The 20742-nt window shown below is 27.9% G+C and carries 22 protein-coding genes and 1 pseudogene; 4 read left to right on the top strand and 19 right to left on the bottom strand.

Annotated features, from left to right (window positions below; genetic code table 11):
* Window positions 1-35: 35 nt before the first annotated feature.
* Genes AC1B00_RS02440 through glmU form a run of 7 tightly spaced genes read right to left on the bottom strand, consistent with a single transcriptional unit; the run spans window position 36 to window position 6309 of the window.
* Window positions 36-866, bottom strand: a complete 831-nt coding sequence (locus AC1B00_RS02440) for a 1-aminocyclopropane-1-carboxylate deaminase (RefSeq protein ID WP_488847931.1) — start codon at window positions 864-866, stop codon at window positions 36-38.
* On the bottom strand, window positions 866-1885 hold the full coding sequence (locus AC1B00_RS02435; RefSeq protein WP_488847930.1) for an LptF/LptG family permease: 1020 nt from the start codon (window positions 1883-1885) through the stop codon (window positions 866-868). Before AC1B00_RS02435 ends, AC1B00_RS02440 begins: the two co-directional genes overlap by 1 nt.
* Window positions 1864-2634 (bottom strand): prepilin peptidase, encoded by a 771-nt coding sequence (locus AC1B00_RS02430; protein ID WP_488847929.1) that lies wholly within the window; start codon window positions 2632-2634, stop codon window positions 1864-1866. The genes AC1B00_RS02435 and AC1B00_RS02430 overlap by 22 nt, the downstream gene beginning before the upstream one ends.
* Window positions 2624-3295, bottom strand: coding sequence for a polyprenyl diphosphate synthase (uppS, locus tag AC1B00_RS02425; protein WP_336611328.1), 672 nt, complete (start codon window positions 3293-3295; stop codon window positions 2624-2626). Before uppS ends, AC1B00_RS02430 begins: the two co-directional genes overlap by 11 nt.
* Window positions 3292-3867 (bottom strand): hypothetical protein, encoded by a 576-nt coding sequence (locus AC1B00_RS02420; protein WP_336611329.1) that lies wholly within the window; start codon window positions 3865-3867, stop codon window positions 3292-3294. The genes uppS and AC1B00_RS02420 overlap by 4 nt, the downstream gene beginning before the upstream one ends.
* On the bottom strand, window positions 3860-5023 hold the full coding sequence (coaBC, locus tag AC1B00_RS02415; protein ID WP_488847927.1) for a bifunctional phosphopantothenoylcysteine decarboxylase/phosphopantothenate--cysteine ligase CoaBC: 1164 nt from the start codon (window positions 5021-5023) through the stop codon (window positions 3860-3862). The genes AC1B00_RS02420 and coaBC overlap by 8 nt, the downstream gene beginning before the upstream one ends.
* Window positions 5023-6309, bottom strand: a complete 1287-nt coding sequence (gene glmU, locus AC1B00_RS02410) for a bifunctional UDP-N-acetylglucosamine diphosphorylase/glucosamine-1-phosphate N-acetyltransferase GlmU (RefSeq protein WP_488847926.1) — start codon at window positions 6307-6309, stop codon at window positions 5023-5025. The genes coaBC and glmU overlap by 1 nt, the downstream gene beginning before the upstream one ends.
* A 73-nt stretch (window positions 6310-6382) precedes the next feature.
* Between glmU and fliP the strand changes: the two genes are divergently transcribed.
* Genes fliP through AC1B00_RS02390 form a run of 4 tightly spaced genes read left to right on the top strand, consistent with a single transcriptional unit; the run spans window position 6383 to window position 12140 of the window.
* Window positions 6383-7117, top strand: coding sequence for a flagellar type III secretion system pore protein FliP (fliP, locus tag AC1B00_RS02405; RefSeq protein WP_239818003.1), 735 nt, complete (start codon window positions 6383-6385; stop codon window positions 7115-7117).
* A gap of 8 nt (window positions 7118-7125) precedes the next feature.
* Complete coding sequence (locus AC1B00_RS02400) at window positions 7126-8382, top strand: TolC family protein (RefSeq protein WP_488847925.1); 1257 nt, start codon at window positions 7126-7128, stop codon at window positions 8380-8382.
* 8 nt (window positions 8383-8390) lie between these two features.
* Entirely contained in the window at window positions 8391-9122 is a 732-nt protein-coding gene (locus AC1B00_RS02395; RefSeq protein WP_488847924.1) for an efflux RND transporter periplasmic adaptor subunit, read from the top strand.
* Window positions 9123-12140: an efflux RND transporter permease subunit gene (locus tag AC1B00_RS02390; protein WP_488847923.1), complete on the top strand. Its 3018-nt coding sequence runs from the start codon at window positions 9123-9125 to the stop codon at window positions 12138-12140.
* A gap of 128 nt (window positions 12141-12268) precedes the next feature.
* Here AC1B00_RS02390 and recO read toward each other — a convergent pair whose 3' ends face one another.
* The 12 genes and pseudogenes from recO to atpC form a co-directional block, all read right to left on the bottom strand.
* Window positions 12269-12880, bottom strand: a complete 612-nt coding sequence (gene recO / locus AC1B00_RS02385; protein ID WP_239817999.1) for a recombination protein RecO — start codon at window positions 12878-12880, stop codon at window positions 12269-12271.
* The gene (locus AC1B00_RS02380) at window positions 12868-13650 is read right to left on the bottom strand and encodes a tRNA 2-thiocytidine biosynthesis TtcA family protein (protein ID WP_239818525.1); all 783 of its coding nucleotides are present in this window, start codon (window positions 13648-13650) and stop codon (window positions 12868-12870) included. The genes recO and AC1B00_RS02380 overlap by 13 nt, the downstream gene beginning before the upstream one ends.
* Window positions 13636-14316: pseudogene (locus AC1B00_RS02375) on the bottom strand (5'-methylthioadenosine/adenosylhomocysteine nucleosidase); the annotation flags it as partial. The gene AC1B00_RS02380 and the pseudogene AC1B00_RS02375, both read right to left, overlap by 15 nt.
* A complete protein-coding gene (locus tag AC1B00_RS02370; protein ID WP_488847922.1) occupies window positions 14313-15287 on the bottom strand; it encodes an ACP S-malonyltransferase in 975 nt (324 codons plus the stop codon). The gene AC1B00_RS02370 and the pseudogene AC1B00_RS02375, both read right to left, overlap by 4 nt.
* Before the next feature lie 231 nt (window positions 15288-15518).
* Window positions 15519-16100: an FKBP-type peptidyl-prolyl cis-trans isomerase gene (locus tag AC1B00_RS02365; protein ID WP_239817997.1), complete on the bottom strand. Its 582-nt coding sequence runs from the start codon at window positions 16098-16100 to the stop codon at window positions 15519-15521.
* 15 nt (window positions 16101-16115) lie between these two features.
* Window positions 16116-16952: a tetratricopeptide repeat protein gene (locus tag AC1B00_RS02360; RefSeq protein ID WP_239817996.1), complete on the bottom strand. Its 837-nt coding sequence runs from the start codon at window positions 16950-16952 to the stop codon at window positions 16116-16118.
* A gap of 3 nt (window positions 16953-16955) precedes the next feature.
* Window positions 16956-17444 carry an OmpA family protein gene (locus AC1B00_RS02355; RefSeq protein ID WP_239817995.1) on the bottom strand — a complete coding sequence of 163 codons (489 nt, stop codon included), beginning with the start codon at window positions 17442-17444 and terminating at the stop codon, window positions 16956-16958.
* A 62-nt stretch (window positions 17445-17506) separates the two neighbouring features.
* Window positions 17507-18676, bottom strand: a complete 1170-nt coding sequence (tolB, locus tag AC1B00_RS02350; protein WP_488847921.1) for a Tol-Pal system protein TolB — start codon at window positions 18674-18676, stop codon at window positions 17507-17509.
* Entirely contained in the window at window positions 18673-19461 is a 789-nt protein-coding gene (locus tag AC1B00_RS02345; RefSeq protein ID WP_488847919.1) for a hypothetical protein, read from the bottom strand. The genes tolB and AC1B00_RS02345 overlap by 4 nt, the downstream gene beginning before the upstream one ends.
* A complete protein-coding gene (locus AC1B00_RS02340; RefSeq protein ID WP_239817992.1) occupies window positions 19458-19850 on the bottom strand; it encodes an ExbD/TolR family protein in 393 nt (130 codons plus the stop codon). The genes AC1B00_RS02345 and AC1B00_RS02340 overlap by 4 nt, the downstream gene beginning before the upstream one ends.
* Complete coding sequence (locus tag AC1B00_RS02335; protein ID WP_488847918.1) at window positions 19840-20367, bottom strand: MotA/TolQ/ExbB proton channel family protein; 528 nt, start codon at window positions 20365-20367, stop codon at window positions 19840-19842. Before AC1B00_RS02335 ends, AC1B00_RS02340 begins: the two co-directional genes overlap by 11 nt.
* A complete protein-coding gene (gene atpC, locus AC1B00_RS02330; RefSeq protein ID WP_239817990.1) occupies window positions 20364-20741 on the bottom strand; it encodes an ATP synthase F1 subunit epsilon in 378 nt (125 codons plus the stop codon). The genes AC1B00_RS02335 and atpC overlap by 4 nt, the downstream gene beginning before the upstream one ends.
* Between the last annotated feature and the right edge of the window lies 1 nt (window position 20742).

Here is a 20742-nt window from a genome sequence, read left to right as displayed (position 1 = left end):
ATTCTTTGAAAAATTATGAGAATTTGAAATAGGAATTATGTTAATTTATATTTTCTTAAATAGCGTTCTTTTAGAGTATTTGAACCTATTAAACCGCCTTGATGAATATATAAAATATTTTCTTTAAAATCATCAAGATTTTCATAAATAGCCTTAAGCCCAACCCCATCATAAAGCAAATCAAACTTAAGCTCATCAATATTCATAAGCATAACAAAAAGCTCTTCATATAAATGCGCAAAATGATATTTCTTAGCAGTTTTTAATAATTTTAGATTTGAATTAGGATTTAATTTATTGATTTGTTTTATAAAATATTCATCTGCACTAACACAACTTGTAGTAAAAACTCTAATATTAGGATTAAACTCATTTAGATATTTTTCAAGATAAATTGCACTTGTATATGTTCCGCTAGGCAAAAATACATCAAAATCAATATCTTTTGCTAAGGCATTTATTTCTTTTGCCATTTTATGAAAACCAAATCTTGCATAATCTTCACAAACACCTTCACTAATTAAAAAGCTTTCATTATCATTTTTATGTAAAGCTCTTGCGAATTCTAAAGGATTATTAGCATAATAAATTATTGCATTATTATCTATGGCATCTTTTAAATTACCAGTAATTTCACATTTTCTAGCAACCACAAAAGAAAATTTATAATTGTTTTTATTAGCAAAAAGGGCTATTGCTTGCATTGCGTTTGATTGACTTGAACCATAAGAGATTAAATGCTTATATGGTAAGCGAACATCTTTTAAAAAATCTAATTTTCTAGCTTTATTCCCATTAATTTCGCCTAATAAATCATCTCTTAAAACTATGAAATTTTTATTAAATAATTTTAAGCTTGAATACATTAATACCTACTAAGGATTTTCTTTCTAAAACAAAGCTTTGAGATAAAAAACGCTATGCTAAATGTAATAACAATCGTATAAAAATGATAATTTAAAAACAGCATCATAGGAACAAGATAAATTATCAAAAACACAAGCATAGCTAAATATTCATGGCTTTTTTCATATCTTGAGCTAATTATGCTAAATGCTAAGGCAAAATGAACGCTTGCAATTGGTAGTAAGCTAAGCATTACATAAATTACTAATTCTTTTGATTTTGAAGGGCTTTTGTAATCTTTCCAGTATTCTTTAAAAGATTTTATATCAGTAATAGTTGAATTAATTAAGGTGCTAAAATTAAGGTTTTTTATCTTTGCAATTTCTAAATTTTGCTTAAAATTATATAAAGTTACATTTTCTAATAAAAACGATATTTTATTATCTTCGTTTGTGATTTTGCCATTTTTTGCGATTAGGATTTGCTCGTTAGCACCCTTATAAGAATACAAAATAATATCTTCATAACCGCCATCTTTAGACTCATTAGCAAAATAAATATAATTTCCTATCTTTTGTCCGAAATTATTATTTTTAAGATTTATCTTAGAAAAAGCTCTTTTATAATCAATAAAATTATCATACAATGAAAAGCTAAGTGGCATAAAAACAATACTAATTACTAATAAAATAGAGCTTACAAAAAGAGCTAAAATACTAAAAAAATTAGAGATTTTTCTAGGCGAATATCCTAAAGAAAAAAGCATAATTATTTCATTTTCTTTAGATAGTCTTAAAACACACATAAAGCAGGTTATAAAAAAGCTTATAGGTATTGTAAAAAGAATAAGTTTTACACTCATTAAAGAATATAATTTAAACAATTCATAAAGGCTTAATTCAATATATGAAGTAATTTTTGCTATTTGAAAAAGAACAATAATTGAGCTTACTAAAAATAAAGTTAAAAATATTGATAAAAACGAACCTATAAATTGTCTAAATAAATACTTCTTAATCATCTTACATAATCTAAGCAAAATTCACTTATAGTTGGGAAAAACCAAGCAATAGCAAGTCCTATGCTTAAAAACGGAATAAATGGAACTTGAATGTTTTCTTTGCCTTTAAGTCTTAAATACATAAACACAGGTAAAGATACTAAAGCTCCTAAAAATATCGCAACAAAGCCTTCTAAAACGCCTAATAAAGCACCTATTAAAGCCATTATCTCAATATCAGCTTCTCCCATTACTTGAACGCATTCTTCTTCGCTTTTTGCCTTTATATTCATAATACTTTCAATTAAAGCTTTTAACAAATACGCCCCACCTGCAAACAGCAAAGCATTTTTAAAACTATCTAGTGAATGAGTATAAATTAATGCAAAAATAAGCGTAAGCATAAGCGTAAAGCTAGGAACTGCTAAATAACGAACATCAATAATACAAAGTGCAAAAAGTAAAGAAAAGCTAAGTGCTAAAAATATTGAATAAATAAAAGCTTCAAGCGAATAAACATCAATAGTATATAAAAAAATAAAGCCAACAATAAGCTCAATTAATGGATATTGACAGCTGATTTTACTTTTGCAAAATCCACATTTGCCACCAAGCACAAGCCAAGAAATAACAGGAATATTATGATAAAACTTAAGTTTATTATTGCAAGTGCTACAAGAGCTTGGCGGATAAAATAAGCTTTTATTTTCTGGTAATCTTAAAATAAGCACATTTAAAAACGAGCCAAAAACAAGCCCAAAAACAAATATTAATATATCAAACTCCACCGAAATTCCTTTTACAAATTCTAAAATCATTTATTATTTTTCTTAATTCTGTATCACTAAAATCAGGAAAAAGCGTAGGTGTAAAAACAAACTCAGCATAAGCACATTGCCAAAGCAAGAAATTTGAAATCCTAAAATGCCCACCTGTTCTAATGAGTAAATCAACATCTTCTTTAATATCTAAATGCTTAGTTAGATTTTCTTCATTAATTTCTTCATTAGAATTGTTAAGCTTTTTAAAAGCTCTTATTAATTCATCTTTTCCACCATAATTAATACCTAGATTAAAAACTAGTCTTGAATTATTTTTAGTTTTTTCTTCAAATTCTAAAATCAATTCCTTAGTAACTTCATCTAAAACGCTAATATCTCCAAAGCTTACGAATTTAATTTGATTTTCTATAAAATTATTTAATTCACTACTTAAGTATTCTTTTAAAAGTTTAAAAATAAAATCAACTTCTTCTTTAGGTCTTTTCCAATTTTCAGTAGAAAATGCAAACAAACTAAGTGATTTGATATTTTCTTCTATACAAACTTTTGCTAATTTTTCTATTGTTTTAGCACCTGCTTTATGACCGAAACTTCTTAATAATCCTTGATTTTTAGCCCATCTTCCATTACCATCCATGATAATGGCTAAATGATTTAAATTATTCATAATTTTCCTTTAAAACTAAGGCTAAAAAAATCGTCTTTATAAGGTGAAATTTCCACATTGTTTGAATAATTTAAGCAGATTTCTTTAACTTTAGAAAAACTAGTTATTATTTTATTGGTATTTAAATTTAAACTTAATTTAGCAAAAACATCATAATAAATCACTAATTCATTCTTTTTCTTCCTATACTCAATTAAAATAGGCTTGTTTTCAAGTAAGCATGGAAGATACAAAATATCTTCATTTAATGCAAAAAGCATAGTTTTATAGCAGTCATAATCAGCTTTTTTGTTAGTTTGAAGTAAAGAATTAATAAGAGTATATTTAAAATCATCTCTAAAAGCGATTTTTAACAACTCAAAACAATCATAATCAATATAAGCAAAAACCTTATCAGCTTGAAGATTTTTAAAAACTAATTTATCATAAATTTCAGCTAAATAATAAGTATTTGGCTCAAGCTCTATGCTTGATTTTGTTGTTAATTCTTTTTTACCGATTAATAATTTATAGCGATTAAACATCATCTTGTCTAAGACTTTAAATTTAATCGGCAAAACATCATTAAACATCAGCTTTTACTCTATCAAAAATAATTTTTGCTAAGTTTTCTTTAGTATCGTAAAATCCTTCGCTAATGCCTGAATAATCACAGAAAAATATTTCATTTTTACTTGAGCCAAATTGAGTATGTTCTCCTAAAATATTAAGACATAGCAAACTTAAACCCTTATTTACAAGAGCTTTTTTTGCATTCTCATAAGCTATTTTTTCATCGCATTCAAGTTTAAAGCCTATTTTTTTACCTGCGAAATTATAATTAGCGACTAAATCTATATTAGGCTTAATTTTAATGCAAAGCTCATCGCTAAACTCATCTCTTTTTAGTTTTGTTTCTTGCTTAATCGGAATAAAATCACTAACAGCAGCACACATAAATAAATAATCAAATTCTTTATATTCTTGCATTAATTCCCAAAGCTCAGCACTAGTATCATAGCTTAATTGTGTGAAGTTTTCTTTATTAATAGCTTCACATCTAGCTTTTAAATAAACAACATTAGCACCCCTTAAATAAGCTTGTTTAGCAAGCGCATCAGACATAGTTCCACTTGAATAATTTCCTACATTTCTAACTAAATCTATACTCTCTCTAGTGCCACCACCTGTGATTAATATATTTTTTCCTATATAGAATTTATCTTTATAAATCTCTTTTAAAGTAGCTAAGAAAATATCTTTTGTATTAGCTAAAGCTCCTATTCCAAATTCCCCACACGCTAAAGTCTTAGAAATAGGCTTAATTATCTTAGCTCCGCAACTTTTAAGATATTCTAAGCTTTTTTGAGTTTGGCTTGATAAATACATATTAGTATTTGCTGCTGGTGCTATTATTAAAGGTTTATTTGATGCAATCAATGTGCTTAAAAATACATTATCACAAATACCATTTGCAAGTTTATTTATACTATTTACGCTAGCAGGTGCAAAAACCACAACATCACAATCTTTAGAAAAAGCTATGTGATTTTTATCATTTTCCCAGCTTTCATTATCACTTGTTAAAACGCTTTCGCACAAGGCTTCATAAGATATAGGATTTACAAATTTTAAAGCCCCATCGCTTAATAAAACTTTTACTTTAATATCGGCTTCTTTAAACATTGAAATAAGCTCAAAGCTTTTATAAAAGCTAATGCTACCACTAACGCATAATAATACTCTCATTAAAAATCCTTAAAATTATTAAAAATCACGCCCTTGCTACGCTCTAAAAATAAATCTTTTGCCACTAATTTCTTAGCATCTTTATTACTTATCGTGCTACCTGCTGCAATTAAAGTATCATCAGGAATACTAATAGGCGCTATTAGATTTGCATTTGAGCCTACGAAAACATTTTTACCGATTTTGCTTATATGTTTAGCCTTTCCATCGTAATTACAAATAATTACACCGCAGCCAATATTTACCCCACTACTAATCTCACAATCACCTAAATACGCTAAATGCCCTGCTTTTACTTCTTCAAGTTTTGCATTTTTACATTCTACGAAATTACCGATTTTACTTTCTTTTATAACGCATTTTGGACGAATTCTTGCCATTGGTCCTATGCTTGAGTTTTCTATTATGCTATTTTCTATAACACAATTTGTCAATATTTTTGAGTTTTTAATCTTAGAATTAGCTTTAATAACAACACCGCTTTCAATCTCACAATCATTACTAATCTCACAATCAAGTTCAATAAAAATACTTGATTTATTATGCATAATAACACCATTTATTAAAAGCTCATTTTTAATTCTATCTTGCATAATATTCTCAGCTAGTTCTAAATCTAGCTTATTATTAATTCCTAAAAACTCAAGCTCATCAAATACACATTCGCAAAGCATTAAGCCATCATCAATTGCCATTTTTATAACATCTGTTATGTAGTATTCTTTTTGAGCGTTGTTATTATTTAGCTTTGGAATATATGTTTTTAATACATTTTTACTCATTTTATATATTCCTGCATTACATAATGTGCATTTTAGCTCTTCATCATTTGCATCTTTTGTCTCTACTATTTTTATGATTTTGTTATTTTCTTTAATTACTCTTCCGTAAGCATTTTTTTCAAATTTATTAAAAGTGCTAAGAACAATATCTGCTTTTGTATTAGCTATTATTTCTAAGCTTTTTAGTGTAATTAATGGCATATCAGCATTTAAGATTAAAACCTCATCATTTTTTGGCTCATAAGAAATTAAAGCTCCACCTGTTCCTTTATGATTTGTCATATCTTGATAGATGTAATTTAGATTGTTAAAGTCTTTTAAATGCTCTTTTATGTTTTCAGCTTGATGATGAAGTATTAGCGTTATATCATCTGCTAATTTTAAAGCATTTTCAACGATGATTTTTATTAAAGATTTTCCACAAATTGTATGCAAAGGCTTTGCAAGATTTGAATTCATTCTAGTTCCAAACCCAGCTGCTAAAATAACAACACTTTTTTTCATATTTTTCCTTTTGATTTTAAGAAAATGTTAGCAAGTTTTGGATAATATTTTTAAAAACTCTTTAAGGAAATCGGTGAAAAAATTACTGCTATTATGCTTATTTTCAGTGTTAATTTATGCTGAAGCACCACTTAGTGTGCCAACGCTAAATCTAAATCTAAGCGCACCCGAAAGCCCAAGCCAACTAGTAACAACGCTAAATGTAGTAATAGTTCTAACGATACTAGCACTTGCACCTAGCATAATATTTGTTTGTACTTCGTTTTTAAGGCTTATTATCGTGTTTTCATTTATGAGACAGGCAATGGGAACTCAAGCTATGCCACCAAATACGATTTTAATCTCGCTTGCACTTGTTATTACATTTTTTATAATGCAACCAGCAGCAAGTAAGTCTTATGAAATAGGAATAAAGCCTTATTTAGAAGAGCAAATCGGATATGAAGAAGCATTCGAGCTAAGCACTAAACCATTTAAAGAATTTATGCTAAAAAATACAAGGGAAAAAGATTTAGCACTATTTTATCGCTTAAGAAATCTAGAAAATCCTAAAAGCATAGATGATGTAAGCTTGGTTACTTTAGTTCCTGCTTTTATGATAAGCGAGTTAAAAACTGCATTTGAGATAGGGTTTTTATTATACTTGCCGTTTTTAGTGATTGATATGGTTGTATCATCAGTTCTTATGGCTATGGGTATGATGATGTTGCCACCTGTAATGATATCCTTACCATTTAAAATACTAATATTTGTATTAGTTGATGGTTGGAATCTATTAATAGGCAATTTGGTTAAAAGTTTTACTTAGGAAAAAATATGAAAAAATTATCTTTATCTTTACTAATGTCTTGCGCACTTTGTGCTGGTAATTTACAACTTATGCTAAAAAGTATAGAAAACAACGAGCAACTAAAAGCTAAAAATTACGAAACACAAAGCAAAGAAAAAACCTTTGAGAGCATAAAATACAAATATTACCCAAGCGTTAGCTTGCAAGGTGGCTTTGTTTCTTTTGATTTGGATAAATACTTAGTAAATCCAAACAATATATTAAGCTCTAGTATTTCGGTTGATGCTTTAATATATGATGGCAAAAGAGAGCAAAATATAAAATTAAGCAAAAAAGATTATGAGCTAAACAAATTAGAAGAAGAAAAAATAAAAAATGAACTAGAATTAAAATTAGTAAGCTTATATTATTCTTACTTAGCACTAGCTCAAAATATTGAATATAAAAATAAGCATATTGAATATTTAAAAGCTAGTTTAAATAGATTAGAAAAATTAAATCAAGTAGGTTTAAGACCTGATGATGAACTAGAAATTTTTAGAGCAAAACTTGAATTAGTAAAAAACGAATTACAAAATTTAAATTATCAAAAAGATGAAATCTTAAGTAATATTTATCTAATTACAAACGAGCATTATAAACCTTTAAAAGGTAGTGCAGTTCTTTTAAACGATAAAGAAAACAATTCTTATGATGTAAGAATTAGTGCCTTAAAAGATGAAATGGGGGAGTTAAATAAAGAATTATCTTTAGCAGGTTTTAAACCTATAATTTTTGCTAAAAATATCACAGGACTTGGTAAAAACAATATAGGCTATGCAATCTATACTCCTTTTAATAGCAAACTTACTGGAAGATTAAAAGATAAAATGTTTTCAAATGTATTGTTTATAGGATTTTCTTGGAATATTTTTGCTTTTGGAGCTGATAAAAAAGCTTATGAGAGCGCAAAACTCACTTCGCTTTCTGCTAAAGAGCTTTATATGTTTAGTAAAAAAAATGCTAGTGAAAAAGAAAAATTATTAAATTTAAAGATTGATAATTTAAAAGAAGAAATAATTGCAAACGAAAAAGTATTACAAGCTAGCGAACTTGCTTTTAGCAGTATTGCTAAAAAATATGAAGCTGGACTTGTTGGCTATGTAGAATATTTAAACGCTTTAGAGAGTTCTCAAGGTGCTTTAGCAAAACTTAGCTTTGTTAAGGCAAAATTAGAAATAACAAAAGCAGAACTTTTGTATAATAAAGGTTTAAAAATTAGCGATTTTGTTATTGATTTATAGGAGTTAGTTTGAAAAGATTATTATTTTTATGTATAGCTTTTAATTTGTATGCTGAACCAATTTATGCAAGTTTTGATGTAGTGGCTCAAAAAAGTGCAAAATTATCAATGCAAGCACTTGGTATTGTAAATAAAATAAATGTAGAAATTGGACAATATGTAAAAAAAGGAGATGTTTTATTAGAGCTAGATCATAACTTAGAATTAGTTGGTTTAGAAGAAGCAAGAGTGCAACAAACCCTAGCAAGCAAAGCATTAAAACTAGCTACAAGCACACAGCAAAGATATCAACAAGTAAAATCAGTTCTAAACGAACAAACCTTAGATGAAATTAACTTTAAACAAAACGAAGCAGAACAAAGATTAAAATCAGCTAATATGGCTAGTAAAAAATATGAAACTATAATCTCTCAAAAAAAGCTTAAAGCTCCATTTAATGGCTTAATAACTGCAAAACTAATAGAATTAGGCGAAGGCGTAGCAAGTCCTGTTCAAGCACTTTTTATACTTGATTCTTATCCTGATGTTAAATTGCTTTTGAGTTTTGATGAAAAATATATAAATGAAGTAAAAGTAGGAGATACTTACGAGTATATAATTGATGGATTAAAAACAAGTGGAAAAATAAGTAAAGTTTATCCTAGCATAGATGTAAAAACTAGAAAGGTTTATGCTGAGGTTTTAGCAAAAGATTTAAAAATAGGCTCATTTGGTGAAGGCTATATAATTACAGGTAAATAAATGTTAAAGTTAGCGATAAATAGACCGATTACGATATTAATGGCGTTTTTAGGCTTGTTAATATTTGGAGTTATTTCAATTTTTACAATGCCAATTAACTTATATCCTAGTGTAGATATTCCTTTAGTAAAAATCACTACATTTGCAAATGCTGATTTAAGCTATGTAGAATCTCAAGTTACAAAAAAGATAGAAAATCAAATCTCAGGCGTTAGTCAAATAAAAAGAATTACTTCAAAAAGCTTTAATAATTTAAGCGTTATTGCTGTGGAATTTGAATTAGGAAAAGACCTTGAAATAGCAGTAAATGATATTCGTGAAAAAATATCAAAAATGAAATTAGAATTTACTCCTAGCGTAGAAAAAGTATCAAGTGATGCTGGTGCTGTTATGAGTATTTTCGTATCTTCAAAAGAGCTAGATGATAATGCTTTAATGCAAATAATTGAAGATGATTTAGAAAACGACTTTCAACGCATAAAAGGCGTTGGTGAAGTTAAAATGGTAGGTTTTTTAAAAAATAATATAAAAATAGATTTAGACTTAGATGAGTTAAATAAATATCATTTGAATTCTTTAGATATTTTAAAACTTATCAAAATGCAAAATTTTAAAAGCTATTTAGGCAATATTGAAAATAAATCAAGAAATATAACTCTAAAAGGATATTTTGATTCAAATAACATAAAAGAATTAGAAGAATTAAGGGTTAGTCCAGGTGTATTTTTAAAAGATGTTGCTAAGATTAATACAGACTACAATACAAAAGAAAGCTTTGCTTATTTTAAAGACAATAATGGGGTATTGTTTGAGCTTAAAAAAATAGCAGGTCAAAACAGCTTAGAAGCAGTAAAAAATATCAAAAAAGCTTTGGTTGGTATAAAAGAATTTCATAAAGATATAGAATTTGAAATCGTATATGATAAATCAGAAAATATCTTAAAACACATAAAGCAAGTTGTTTTTGATATGTGTTTGGGTGTAATTTTAACAATTTTAATTGTATTTTTGTTTTTAAGAAATATTAGTGCAACTATCATTGCAAGTATTGCAATACCTACTTCAATCATATCAAGCTTTTTCTTAATATATTTATTTGGATATGATTTAAATCGTTTAACTTTAATCGCTTTAACCCTATCAATAGGTATTTTCGTAGATGATGCTATCGTTGTTATAGAAAACATAAGCAAAAAAATCAAAACAGAAAAAAACGCTTTAATGGCAAGTTATGTTGGTATTAAAGAAATTGCCTTTTCGGTATTTAGCATTAGTGTTGTTTTACTTTGCGTATTTATTCCGATTTCATTTATGAATAGTATTTCGGGCTTATTTTTTAATGCTTTGGGAATGAGCGTTGCTTTTGGTGTAATTATTTCGTTTTTAGTTTGTGTGTTTTTAGTCCCTACTATAAGTGCTAGATTTTTAAATACAAACGAAAGCAAATTCCACGATAAAACAGAAATATATTTTCAAAAACTTGAACTTTGGTATGAAAATACTCTTGATACTATTTTAGATTATAAAAAGATTTTTATAGGAATAATCCTTGTTTTATGTGCTGTGTCGTTTTCTTTAGCACCAAAAATAGGACTTGATTTTTTACCTATGGAAGATGATAGCGAATTGCAAGTGCAAATTGAATCAAAAAAAGACCTATCAATAGAAGCTATGGAAGAATCATCATTAAATATCCTTAAAAAAATTAAAGAAAACAAAAATGTAGAATTTGCTTATGTTTTAATAGGATATGATGATGCAAAAGATAGAAAAAAAGCAAAAATTTATGTAAAACTAAAACCACTTAATCAAAGAGATATAAGACAAAAAGAAGTTGTAGCAAATCTAAGAAAAGATTTAGTATTTGATGATTTAAAAATAAAAGTTTTAGAAATACCTAAATTTGAAGGAGCAGGAGTTGATGAGCCTATACAATTTGTATTATTAGGCGATGATTTTGCTTCATTAATTAGTGCTAGTAGAAGAGCAAAAAATGTTTTAAGTGAATTGCAAGGCGTTGTTGATATTACTGATGATATTGATGCTTATGCTGATGTTTTAGCTGTTTTTGTAGATAAAGAAAAGGCAAGAAAACTAAATGTAAATACCCAAGAACTTGCCCAAGTAATTCAAACTTCTTTTGCGAATGTAAATGCTGGAGTTTTAGATGATGTTAAGGGAAGTAAAGATATTTATTTACAACTTAGCAAACCGCAAAAAGAAGATTTAAAAAGCTTAGAAAAAATACAAATTAAAACAATGGATGGTAGGATAATAAGTCTATTAAGCATAGCAAATGTTAAGCTTATAAAAGATAGTAGCAGCATAAATAGACTTAATAAAACTCGTTCTGTAAGAATTACAGCAGGTGCTGATAAAATCTCTTTAGGCGAAGTTAAAGCTAAACTTGAGAGTAATATGGATAAGATTTTGGGTAATTCAAATGTAAATTATACCTTTACAGGCTTTATTGATTTATTAAAAGAAACAATAATAGGCTTTGCTATTGTTATGATTTTGGCATTTACTTTGATTTATTTAGTTCTTGCTGCACTTTATGAAAGCCTTATCGTTCCACTTGTTATTATGATTACTATGCCACTTGCTTTTGCTGGAGCTTGCGTGGGATTATTTATTACAGGAAATACATTCTCATTATTTGTATTAGTTGCATTAATATTATTGTTTGGAATGGTTGGTAAAAACGCTATTTTATTAATTGATGTTGCTAACAAACTATGCGATAGTGGAATGGAAGTTAAACATGCTCTAAAAATAGCGGGCAAAAGCAGAATAAGAGCTATTTTAATGACAACAATAGCAATGATTTTTGCAATGCTTCCACTAGCTATCTCTCATGGAGCAGGATATGAGAGTAACTCTCCTATGGCAGTAGCAGTAATTAGTGGTCTAATAAGCTCTACAATACTTACTTTATTTGCAATTCCAGCAATTTATGAAGTTTGCTATAAACTAGATAGAAAACTAAAAAGCATTTATAAAAGAGATTTGATTTAGGTCTAATTCCTAAATCAAATTCTTAAACATTTTAAGCTTTTAAATCAAGGAATTTGAATTAGGAATTTAAAAATTATTTTTATCAAATTCCTATTTCAAATTCTTGGAAACTTCTTAAAAAATATAAATTAAAGTTTTTTAGAAAATACCTTATAAAGCAAATCAATCTCATCGTCTTCAAAAATAGATGAGGTTTTATGCTGTAAATAATCTTTCATTTTAAATTTATTGATTTTTACACTATTTTTACAGCCATTGCAATACATCAAAAAGCCTTCTCCAAGTAAAAAATAATCACTCAGCTCCTTGCCACATTCAACGCAATTTTGACTAAAATTAAGCCTTCCTTCATGCTCAATCATAAGCGAATAAGCGTCAAGAAAAACCCTTTTATAATCTTGAATTTCAAGTCTTTTGAGTATTCTAAGGCATAAATTATAATAAAACTCTCCGCACTCTTGATTATCCTTTAAATGCTCGTATAAAAGAAAGCAAAAGTCCTGCCAAGCTTTAATGATTTCAACAGATTTTAAAGGCAAAGCAAGTTGCATTGTAGAATGAAGTTTAGGTAAAAACAAAGGTCTAATATCAAGCTCATAATCAATCATATTTCCGATTATTAAATGAGAATGTCTAACTCCATAAAATCTATAACATTTAATAAGCTCATTATTATCAAGGATAAAGACTATTAAATCCTTATCCCTTACACTTATTGTATTTAAGATTATTCCTTGCAATAATTAGCACCTTCGTTTGCAAAGAATGTATCATAATGAATATTAAAAAATGCGTTTTCAAGGCTTTTGAATAATTTTGGATTTTGTGCTTCAAGACTTGCTAAAAGCTCTTTTGTTTCTGCTCTTGCGTGTGGCATTTTCACATCAAATCTCATAGCAGGACACGCTTCATCACCTATTGTTTTAAGCCCATTTTTTATAGCATTTTCTCTTAGCATTCTTTCACGAACGAAAATTAAAGGACGAATTACGGTAACCCCTTGAGCTGAAGTAAATTTCGCTGCAAGTGTTCTTAAAGCGCCGTTATAAGTAAAGTTCATAAAAAAGCTCTCAATAGCATCATCTAAATGATGACCTAGAGCTAATTTATTAAAGCCATTTTCTTTTGCGTAAGTATATAAATACCCTCTTCTCATACGAGAAAAGAACGAACAAAAGCTTGAATTTTTACGGATTTTCTCACTTGAAATCTCGTAAATATTACTATCAATTATAGTGTGTTTAATGCCTAAAATCTTGCAATAATTACTTAAATATTTATAATCTTCGCCCATTCCATAACTAAGCGTTACAGCTTCAAAATCAAATTTAAAAGGAACAGCTCTTTGCATATGTTTTAGTAGCATTAATAAGCTTAAACTATCTTTTCCACCACTAAGACCTACTAAAACCTTATCGCCTTCTTCTATTAAATCAAACTTATCACAAGCTCTTGCAACTTCTTTTATAAGTCTTTTGCTAAGTTCGTTTTTAAACAAATGTTCGCACATTTTTAAAACAAAATTAGCACTATTTTTTGCAGCTAGTTCTAAAAACTCATCAAAACTCACATCAGCATTTCCACTAGCGTCATCACTAATCGCTCTTAAAATCATACAAGGCACATTAAGGCTTTCACAAACTAAAGCAACACTAGCTCCTTCCATCTCCACAGCATCTGCGTTAAACGTATCTCTTATCCAAGTTTTTTTATTTTCATCGCAAATAAATTGATCAGCTGTAGCTATGATTCCTTCTTTTACATTAAGATTTAATTCTTTTGCAACTTTTTTAGCGATATTATTTAGCTTTTCGTTTGTTTTAATATAAACGCTTGTATCAGGCACAAAGCCAGGCTTATGGCCAAATGCAGTAATATCAACATCGTGCTGAACTAATTCATTAGCTATTAATAAATCTCCGATTTTTAGCTCAGGATTTAGCGAACCAGCAACGCCTGTAAATAATAAACAATCAGCCTTATATTTTTCTATCATAACACTTGCACTAATAGCTGCATTTACTTTACCTATTTTTGAGTTTGCAACAATTAGCTCATGCCCTGCATAGTCAATAAAATAATAATTATTATTTGCGTATTTGCTTTCTTTATATGAATACTCTTTTAAAATCGGTTCAATTTCTTCACGCATAGCACCTAGAATTGCTATTTTCATAATTTTTCCTTAATTGCTTTTATAAAATTATTTATATCATCTAAGCTTTTTATGCTTACACTTTCTTTTTGTGTGATTTTTTTGTTTAAACCGCATAATACATTGCTACCAAATTCTATAAAGCCATCAACACTACTTTCAAGCTCTAAAATACTTTGCTTATATAAAACAGGCTTAATTAATTGCTCTTTGATTGCTTGTTTTGCTTCATTTTGTGTGCTATAAGCAAGTTTTGTAGCATTTGAAATAACAGGAGTAAAATTATCATTAAATACTAAAAATTCTTCAAGTTTATTAGCTGCACTTTGCATTAAAGGACAATGACTTGCAACACTCATATTAAGCATCATTGCTCTTTTTGCACCTGCACTTTTAAAAAGCTCGGCACTCTCTTCTAAGTCTTTTTTAATCCCTGCAACTACAATTTGTCCGTCACAATTATAATTTGCCGCATAGATTTGTTTGTTTTCTGCATTTGCTTTATTACAAATCATCTCAACATCACTATCATTTAAGCCAAGTATTACCATCATTGAAGCTGGATTTTCACTACTTGCACACTCTTGCATAAATTTACCACGCATATTAACTAATTTTAAAGCATTTTTTAAATCAATTGCTTTATTTGCACAAAGAGCCGAAAACTCTCCTAAAGAATGACCTAGTGAAGGGGTATTTTTCTTACTTAAAAATGCTGTGTGATTACTCTCTCTTAAAGAAATTTTATTTTCATCTAATAGTTTTTCAAAAACCTTATAATACATCATGCTATTTAGCAATATTGCAGGTTGAGTAAATTCACTTATATTTAATCTTTCATTTTCAGAAAAAATTAATTCTTTAAAATCAATATCACAAAATTCGCTAACTTCATCATAAGTTTTTCTTACAAACTCAAAATTATCATACAAATCCTTCCCCATAAAAGCACTTTGTGAGCCTTGTCCTGGGTAAATAAAAGCGTAATTCATATTTTTTTCCTTTTAATTTATTCTAAGCTAAATGACTAAAATTTTCTAATTAAAAATCTTATAAATATTAATAACAATACTAAAATCTGATTTAACAAGAAAACGATTATTACAAACAATAATCAAAACTAATAATGAAGATTTATAATAATCCTTGTCTTATTAAGCTAAGGCGACTTGGTCGCCTTAAAAAGTTATAGTTTAGCTAAACCTTAGCCCTAATTAACTTCTTCAGCAACCGCCGCCGTGGTGATGATGGTGTTCTTCTTCATCATGATCATGATGTCCGCAACTTCCATCACCTTTGCATCCGCCGTGTCCGTGATTTCCACAACCACAACCACCAGCTTGTGCTACTACTCCACTTGCTAGTTCATCTTCTGTTGCCTCTCTTACTTCTTTAATGCTTACTGTAAATAATAAATCTTTTCCTGCATAAGGATGATTATAATCAATTACTACTGTATCATTTTTAATTTCTTTTACAACAACTCTTACGGTTGAACCATCTTCATTCTCGCCAAATAATTCTAATCCAACTTTAAGCTCGATTCCAGCAAATTGTTCTTTTGGTAATTCCTGAATCAAATTCTCATCGTATTCTTGCCATGCTTTATCTTTTGTAATTAAGATATCACTTTCATCGCCTTCATTTAATTTAGCGATTTCTTCTTCTAAAGCTTCTAATACTTGATTTCTTCCTAATAAAAATGAAATAGGATGAAAATCAGTATTGTTTTCTAACACTTCGTTAGTTTTAGCATCACGCAATATAAAATTAAGTGATACAACACTATCTTTTTGTATAGCCATACTTTATCCTTTCTATTAATTTATACTTTTTGCTTCACTTGAATTTGGAAATTGTTTTTTAAGTGCTGCATAAAAATTATTTGCCTTATCTAGCTCATTAATTGCTTTTAATGAATTAGCTGTGTTTAATAAAATTAAAGGCATATTAGGAGCTTTTACCCCTTGTGCGTTATATAAATCCGAACTTGTTTTATAATAATAAATTGCGTTATTATAATCTTTTTTTGCATAAGCTATTTGACCTAAATAAAAATTACATTGAGCAGGTTTATGTCTTGAGTTTGCTAATTCTTCAAATATTTTAGCAGCAGCATCATAGTTTTTACTATTAAATAAACTTATAGCATTATCCATTTTTTGTGCTGGAGTTTGAGCTGTTACATTATTTGTATTAAGCTCTATATTTGAGATTTTTGCAGCTTTACTCTCTCCTAAACTACCCACTAAATTAGTTAGTTCACTTAAAGCCTTTTTTAATTGATTAATCGCATATCTTTGATTTTTTAATTCTTGTTTTATATCTGCAAGTTCTTTATCATAACTTTCTGATTTTTCTTTTGAAAATTTCTCAACTTCTAATAACTTACCTTCAAAATTGTAAGTTTTATTGTTTAAATCATCTATTACGCTTTGAATTCCTTCAATTCTCTCTAAAGCTTTGTTTGTTTTAAAATCAACGCCAGTGTAATCTTTACTAAGAGTTTCAACCTTTTTTTTATTTTCTAACAATACTTTTTCGTTTTCTGTAAGTCCATAAGGTTCTTTAAGATTTATATTGCCTGCATTAAAGGCTGAAGTTTCCGCATAAATAATAGGGGCTAAAGCCCCTAAAAATATTATTTTTTTTATCATTTATTAAAACTGAACTTTTGTTTCAGCTCTACGATTTTGAGCATCGCATTCTTTAGTTTTATCATTGCAAACTGGGTTGTTTTCGCCATAGCTCTTAATTGTAATTCTTGAGCTATTTACGCCTTGAGCTTCTAAGCCATCTTTAACAGCTTTTGCTCTTTTTAAACCTAGAGCTTGGTTATATTCTTCACTACCCCACTCATCGCAGTTACCTTCAACAACGATATTTAAATCTTTACCATCGCCATTTAATAAACCAGCATTGTTTGATACTACGCCATACATATCTGAACGAATGTCGTATTTATCAAAATCAAAATAAACTTTACCTAAAGAATTATTAATTCTATCTATCTTAGTATTAATATCTTCTTTTACATCTACATTGATTTCTGGAGCTGGCTCAACTTTTTTTGGAGCCTCAACTGTAGCCTTTTGACTACAACCAACAACTAAAGCTGCTAAAGCAACCGCATAAGCTAATTTTTTCATTATTATTCCTTTCAATTAAAAGTAAAGTAAATTATAGTTCTAAAAACTTTAAATTTATTTAATTACCAGTCTAAAGTTGAAATTTTGCCAACTTTTAAAGGGAAATGATACACTTTATTCTCATCAAGTCTTAATATCCCTAAAGAACTTTGCATTCCTAGTAATTTTATAAACATAATTGTCTTTCCATCATTGCTAAAATTAGGGAATATATTTCTTCCGTTTAATGTAAGTTGTCTTACATATTGAGAATCAGTTGCCATTACATATAGATTAAAATCCCCTGATTTTTCACGACTTGAATAAACTATATAATTATTAAATACACTAAATGCTGAATTGTTTTTACCATGATAAACTAATTGAGTAGCATTATTTTTATCAAGTCCTTGCATATATAAATTAGGATATGAACTTCTATCACTAACAAAAGCAAATGAATTATCTCCTAAAAACTTAGCACTAACATCAATTCCTTTATAACTTGTTAGTCTTTTACTAGCTTTTGTATTTAAATCAAATAAAAATACTTCTGGCTGATCTTCTATGGTTTTAGTAATTAATGCCTTACTTCCATCTTTACTAATATCACTTAAAGCAAGCATTCCAACACCTTGAGTAATTAATGTTTTTTGATTGTTTAATAAGTTGTATTTATAAATACTTAAAGTATCTTTATTATAGTCTGTGTAATAAAAAGCATTTTGCTCTTCATTAGCCCATTTTGCAAATAAATTAAGTCCGCCTTGCATAATTATCTTTTGATAATTAAGAGTATAATCAGCGATTAAAATTTGGCTTTGCTTTGCAGCTATTTTTCTTGTTATTAAAATCTTTCTATTCATCCAATCTATATCTGCTATTTTTAAATCTTTTAGCATAGTTGATATTGCTTTATGAGATAAAAACACATAAGCATTTTTTGGATAAGAAAATTTATTTTCATATTTACTTACATTATTTTCACCTTTTAAAACAATGGTTAAATCATAATTATTTCCACTAGGAACTAAAGTATAATTTAACTCATAATTAGCATCTGCGCTATCTGTAACTTCAAATTTTGAACTTACTAAAACATCATTTTTAATCACCTTATCAAAATCAAAATTAACTAAACTACTAGTTGTAATTCTAATCTTAGGTAAAACTTGTTGTTCGCTTACTACATCCATAATAATATCGGCGCTTAAGCAAACTAAACTAAAAAATAATAAAACTATCTTTTTCATTTTATCTCCTTGATACTTAATACGACTGAAAGTCTTAAATTGCCACTATAATCTTGCTGATTTGGTGGGATACCTAAATTTTTATTTTGTTGATTAATTGTTTTTATAAAAACTCTTGCGTATTGTCTTAATACCGAACTTTCATTAAAACCATTATCATGAAGTTTGATTATACCATTTTTTGATATTGTAAATGCTACTTCAAAAAATTCTTTATCATTTATACCACTACTATTTGCAGTAACTAAACTCCACACATTTTTTAAATAAGCATTCACTTTGCCAAAATATTCATCATAAATCCCTGCAACTTTTGCTGAAGTTGTTGTATTTTTTGAATTATTATTTGATTTAATTGTTGTATTTGATAATTGATTTTGTAATTTTTTTAAGGCAGCTAGTTGTTCATCATTAAAAGTATTTTCTTGTTTTTTTACTTCTTTTTTCTTTTCTGTTTTAGCTACATTTAAATCACTAAACAAATCGCTAAAATCCGAATTCAAATTCTCTTTTTTTTCTTCTTCTTTTTGTGTTTCTTTTGCCGAATTTTCATTGCTATTATTTACAATATTTTCATTTATTTTGTTTGAAACTTCTTTTGTGTAATCTTGTTTGATTTCTTCGTTTATATTAGTATCTTCTTGAACGAATAAAATATTTATATCGCTATTTCCATATTTTACAATTTCATTATTTGAAGCAAATAATTTAAGTAATAAAATTACAATTAATATGCTTAATATATAAATCAAACAAGATAATAAAAATGCTTTTGTTTTACTCATTTTGTTTGTAGAGAAATTTTTACAAAACCTGCTTTGCTAAAAGTAGTTAAAACTTGCATTAGCTTATCATAACTAATGTCTTTATCGCCTGCTATATAAACTATTTTTTCTTTATCTAATTGATTTTTAATTAAAGCAAAATTATCAAAAAAGCTAATATATGAATATTTCTTTTTATTTAATACAATTTCATTATTTGTGATACTTACAAATATATCTTCTTTTTTTGCTTTGCTTACATTTGTTTTAGAGCCATTTGGAAGATTTATGCTTTCATCATATTTTAAATTAGGTATTACTAACATTAAAATTACAATCAAAACAAGCATAACATCAACTAAAGGCGTTATGTTTAATTCTGGCTCTTCGTTTAAAAAATTATTTTTCATTGTTTAAAATCTTTATTTCGCTCTCTAAAATATTTAAACATTCAAATACTTTTCTTTTAACAATTAAGTGAAAAGTATAAGCTAAAATCGCCGATACAATACCACTTGCAGTTGCTATTAAAGCATGACCTATTGGAGATGCAATTTGATTTATATCTGCATTACCATTTAAAGAAATTAAAGTAAAGTATATTGAAACAACAGTTCCAAATAATCCTATGAAAGGCGAAGTGGTAGCTATAATGCTAAGCCAAGTAAGACCTTCACTAAGGTTTTTCCCTGCTTCGTTATAGTATATTTCTAGCTTTGTTTTTGAGCCTTCACAAGGTTTAAAATAAGATTCAAAAGATAAATCTTGGTTTTTTAATAACCTATCTAATGATTTTAATTCTTCTTGATAAAACTTTGAAATATTGCTTAAGCGATAAATAAAAATCGCTAAAGCAATAATAGAATAAAAAGCTAAAATCCCAACCGCTAATAAAGTAGCTAAGTCAAAATCTAAAATCAAATTCATTTAGAATCCAATCTCCCTAAAGTAGCTGCTAAAGTAGCTGAATTAGCACCAGCTGATTTTAATAATTCTTGTGCTTCTTCTAGTTTTTTCTTACTAATAGAGTTTTCTTTTCCGCCTAGATATACAGCACCTTGAGCTAAAATAACAACCCCATTTTCATCAACTTTTACATGGCCTGAATCAATAGCAATTAATTCTTTTGAACCATCACAATTTTCAACACTAATTACTCCAGCTTGTAATAAAGAAATAATAGAAGCGTGGTTTGGTAATACACCAAACTCGCCTTCGCTTCCTGGAACTAAAACCGACTTAACTTCTGAATTAAAAATTTCTCCGTGCGGAGTAACTATTTCTAAAGTTAATTTATCCATA

It is taken from the genome of Campylobacter sp. DY7 (assembly GCF_057802535.1).
Note: the sequence above shows the minus strand (reverse complement) of the source record. Positions and strands in the feature narration are given on the sequence as shown.

Bases quoted from the DNA above. Each gene is read 5' to 3' on its own strand.
- AC1B00_RS02440 (WP_488847931.1), bottom strand. From the start codon at position 866: ATGTATTCAAGCTTAAAATTATTTAATAAAAATTTCATAGTTTTAAGA.
- uppS (WP_336611328.1), bottom strand. From the start codon at position 3,295: ATGAATAATTTAAATCATTTAGCCATTATCATGGATGGTAATGGAAGA.
- AC1B00_RS02420 (WP_336611329.1), bottom strand. From the start codon at position 3,867: ATGTTTAATGATGTTTTGCCGATTAAATTTAAAGTCTTAGACAAGATG.
- coaBC (WP_488847927.1), bottom strand. From the start codon at position 5,023: ATGAGAGTATTATTATGCGTTAGTGGTAGCATTAGCTTTTATAAAAGC.
- glmU (WP_488847926.1), bottom strand. From the start codon at position 6,309: ATGAAAAAAAGTGTTGTTATTTTAGCAGCTGGGTTTGGAACTAGAATG.
- AC1B00_RS02400 (WP_488847925.1), top strand. From the start codon at position 7,126: ATGAAAAAATTATCTTTATCTTTACTAATGTCTTGCGCACTTTGTGCT.
- AC1B00_RS02390 (WP_488847923.1), top strand. From the start codon at position 9,123: ATGTTAAAGTTAGCGATAAATAGACCGATTACGATATTAATGGCGTTT.
- AC1B00_RS02380 (WP_239818525.1), bottom strand. From the start codon at position 13,650: ATGTGCGAACATTTGTTTAAAAACGAACTTAGCAAAAGACTTATAAAA.
- AC1B00_RS02370 (WP_488847922.1), bottom strand. From the start codon at position 15,287: ATGAATTACGCTTTTATTTACCCAGGACAAGGCTCACAAAGTGCTTTT.
- AC1B00_RS02365 (WP_239817997.1), bottom strand. From the start codon at position 16,100: ATGGCTATACAAAAAGATAGTGTTGTATCACTTAATTTTATATTGCGT.
- AC1B00_RS02360 (WP_239817996.1), bottom strand. From the start codon at position 16,952: ATGATAAAAAAAATAATATTTTTAGGGGCTTTAGCCCCTATTATTTAT.
- AC1B00_RS02355 (WP_239817995.1), bottom strand. From the start codon at position 17,444: ATGAAAAAATTAGCTTATGCGGTTGCTTTAGCAGCTTTAGTTGTTGGT.
- tolB (WP_488847921.1), bottom strand. From the start codon at position 18,676: ATGAAAAAGATAGTTTTATTATTTTTTAGTTTAGTTTGCTTAAGCGCC.
- AC1B00_RS02345 (WP_488847919.1), bottom strand. From the start codon at position 19,461: ATGAGTAAAACAAAAGCATTTTTATTATCTTGTTTGATTTATATATTA.
- AC1B00_RS02340 (WP_239817992.1), bottom strand. From the start codon at position 19,850: ATGAAAAATAATTTTTTAAACGAAGAGCCAGAATTAAACATAACGCCT.
- AC1B00_RS02335 (WP_488847918.1), bottom strand. From the start codon at position 20,367: ATGAATTTGATTTTAGATTTTGACTTAGCTACTTTATTAGCGGTTGGG.
- atpC (WP_239817990.1), bottom strand. From the start codon at position 20,741: ATGGATAAATTAACTTTAGAAATAGTTACTCCGCACGGAGAAATTTTT.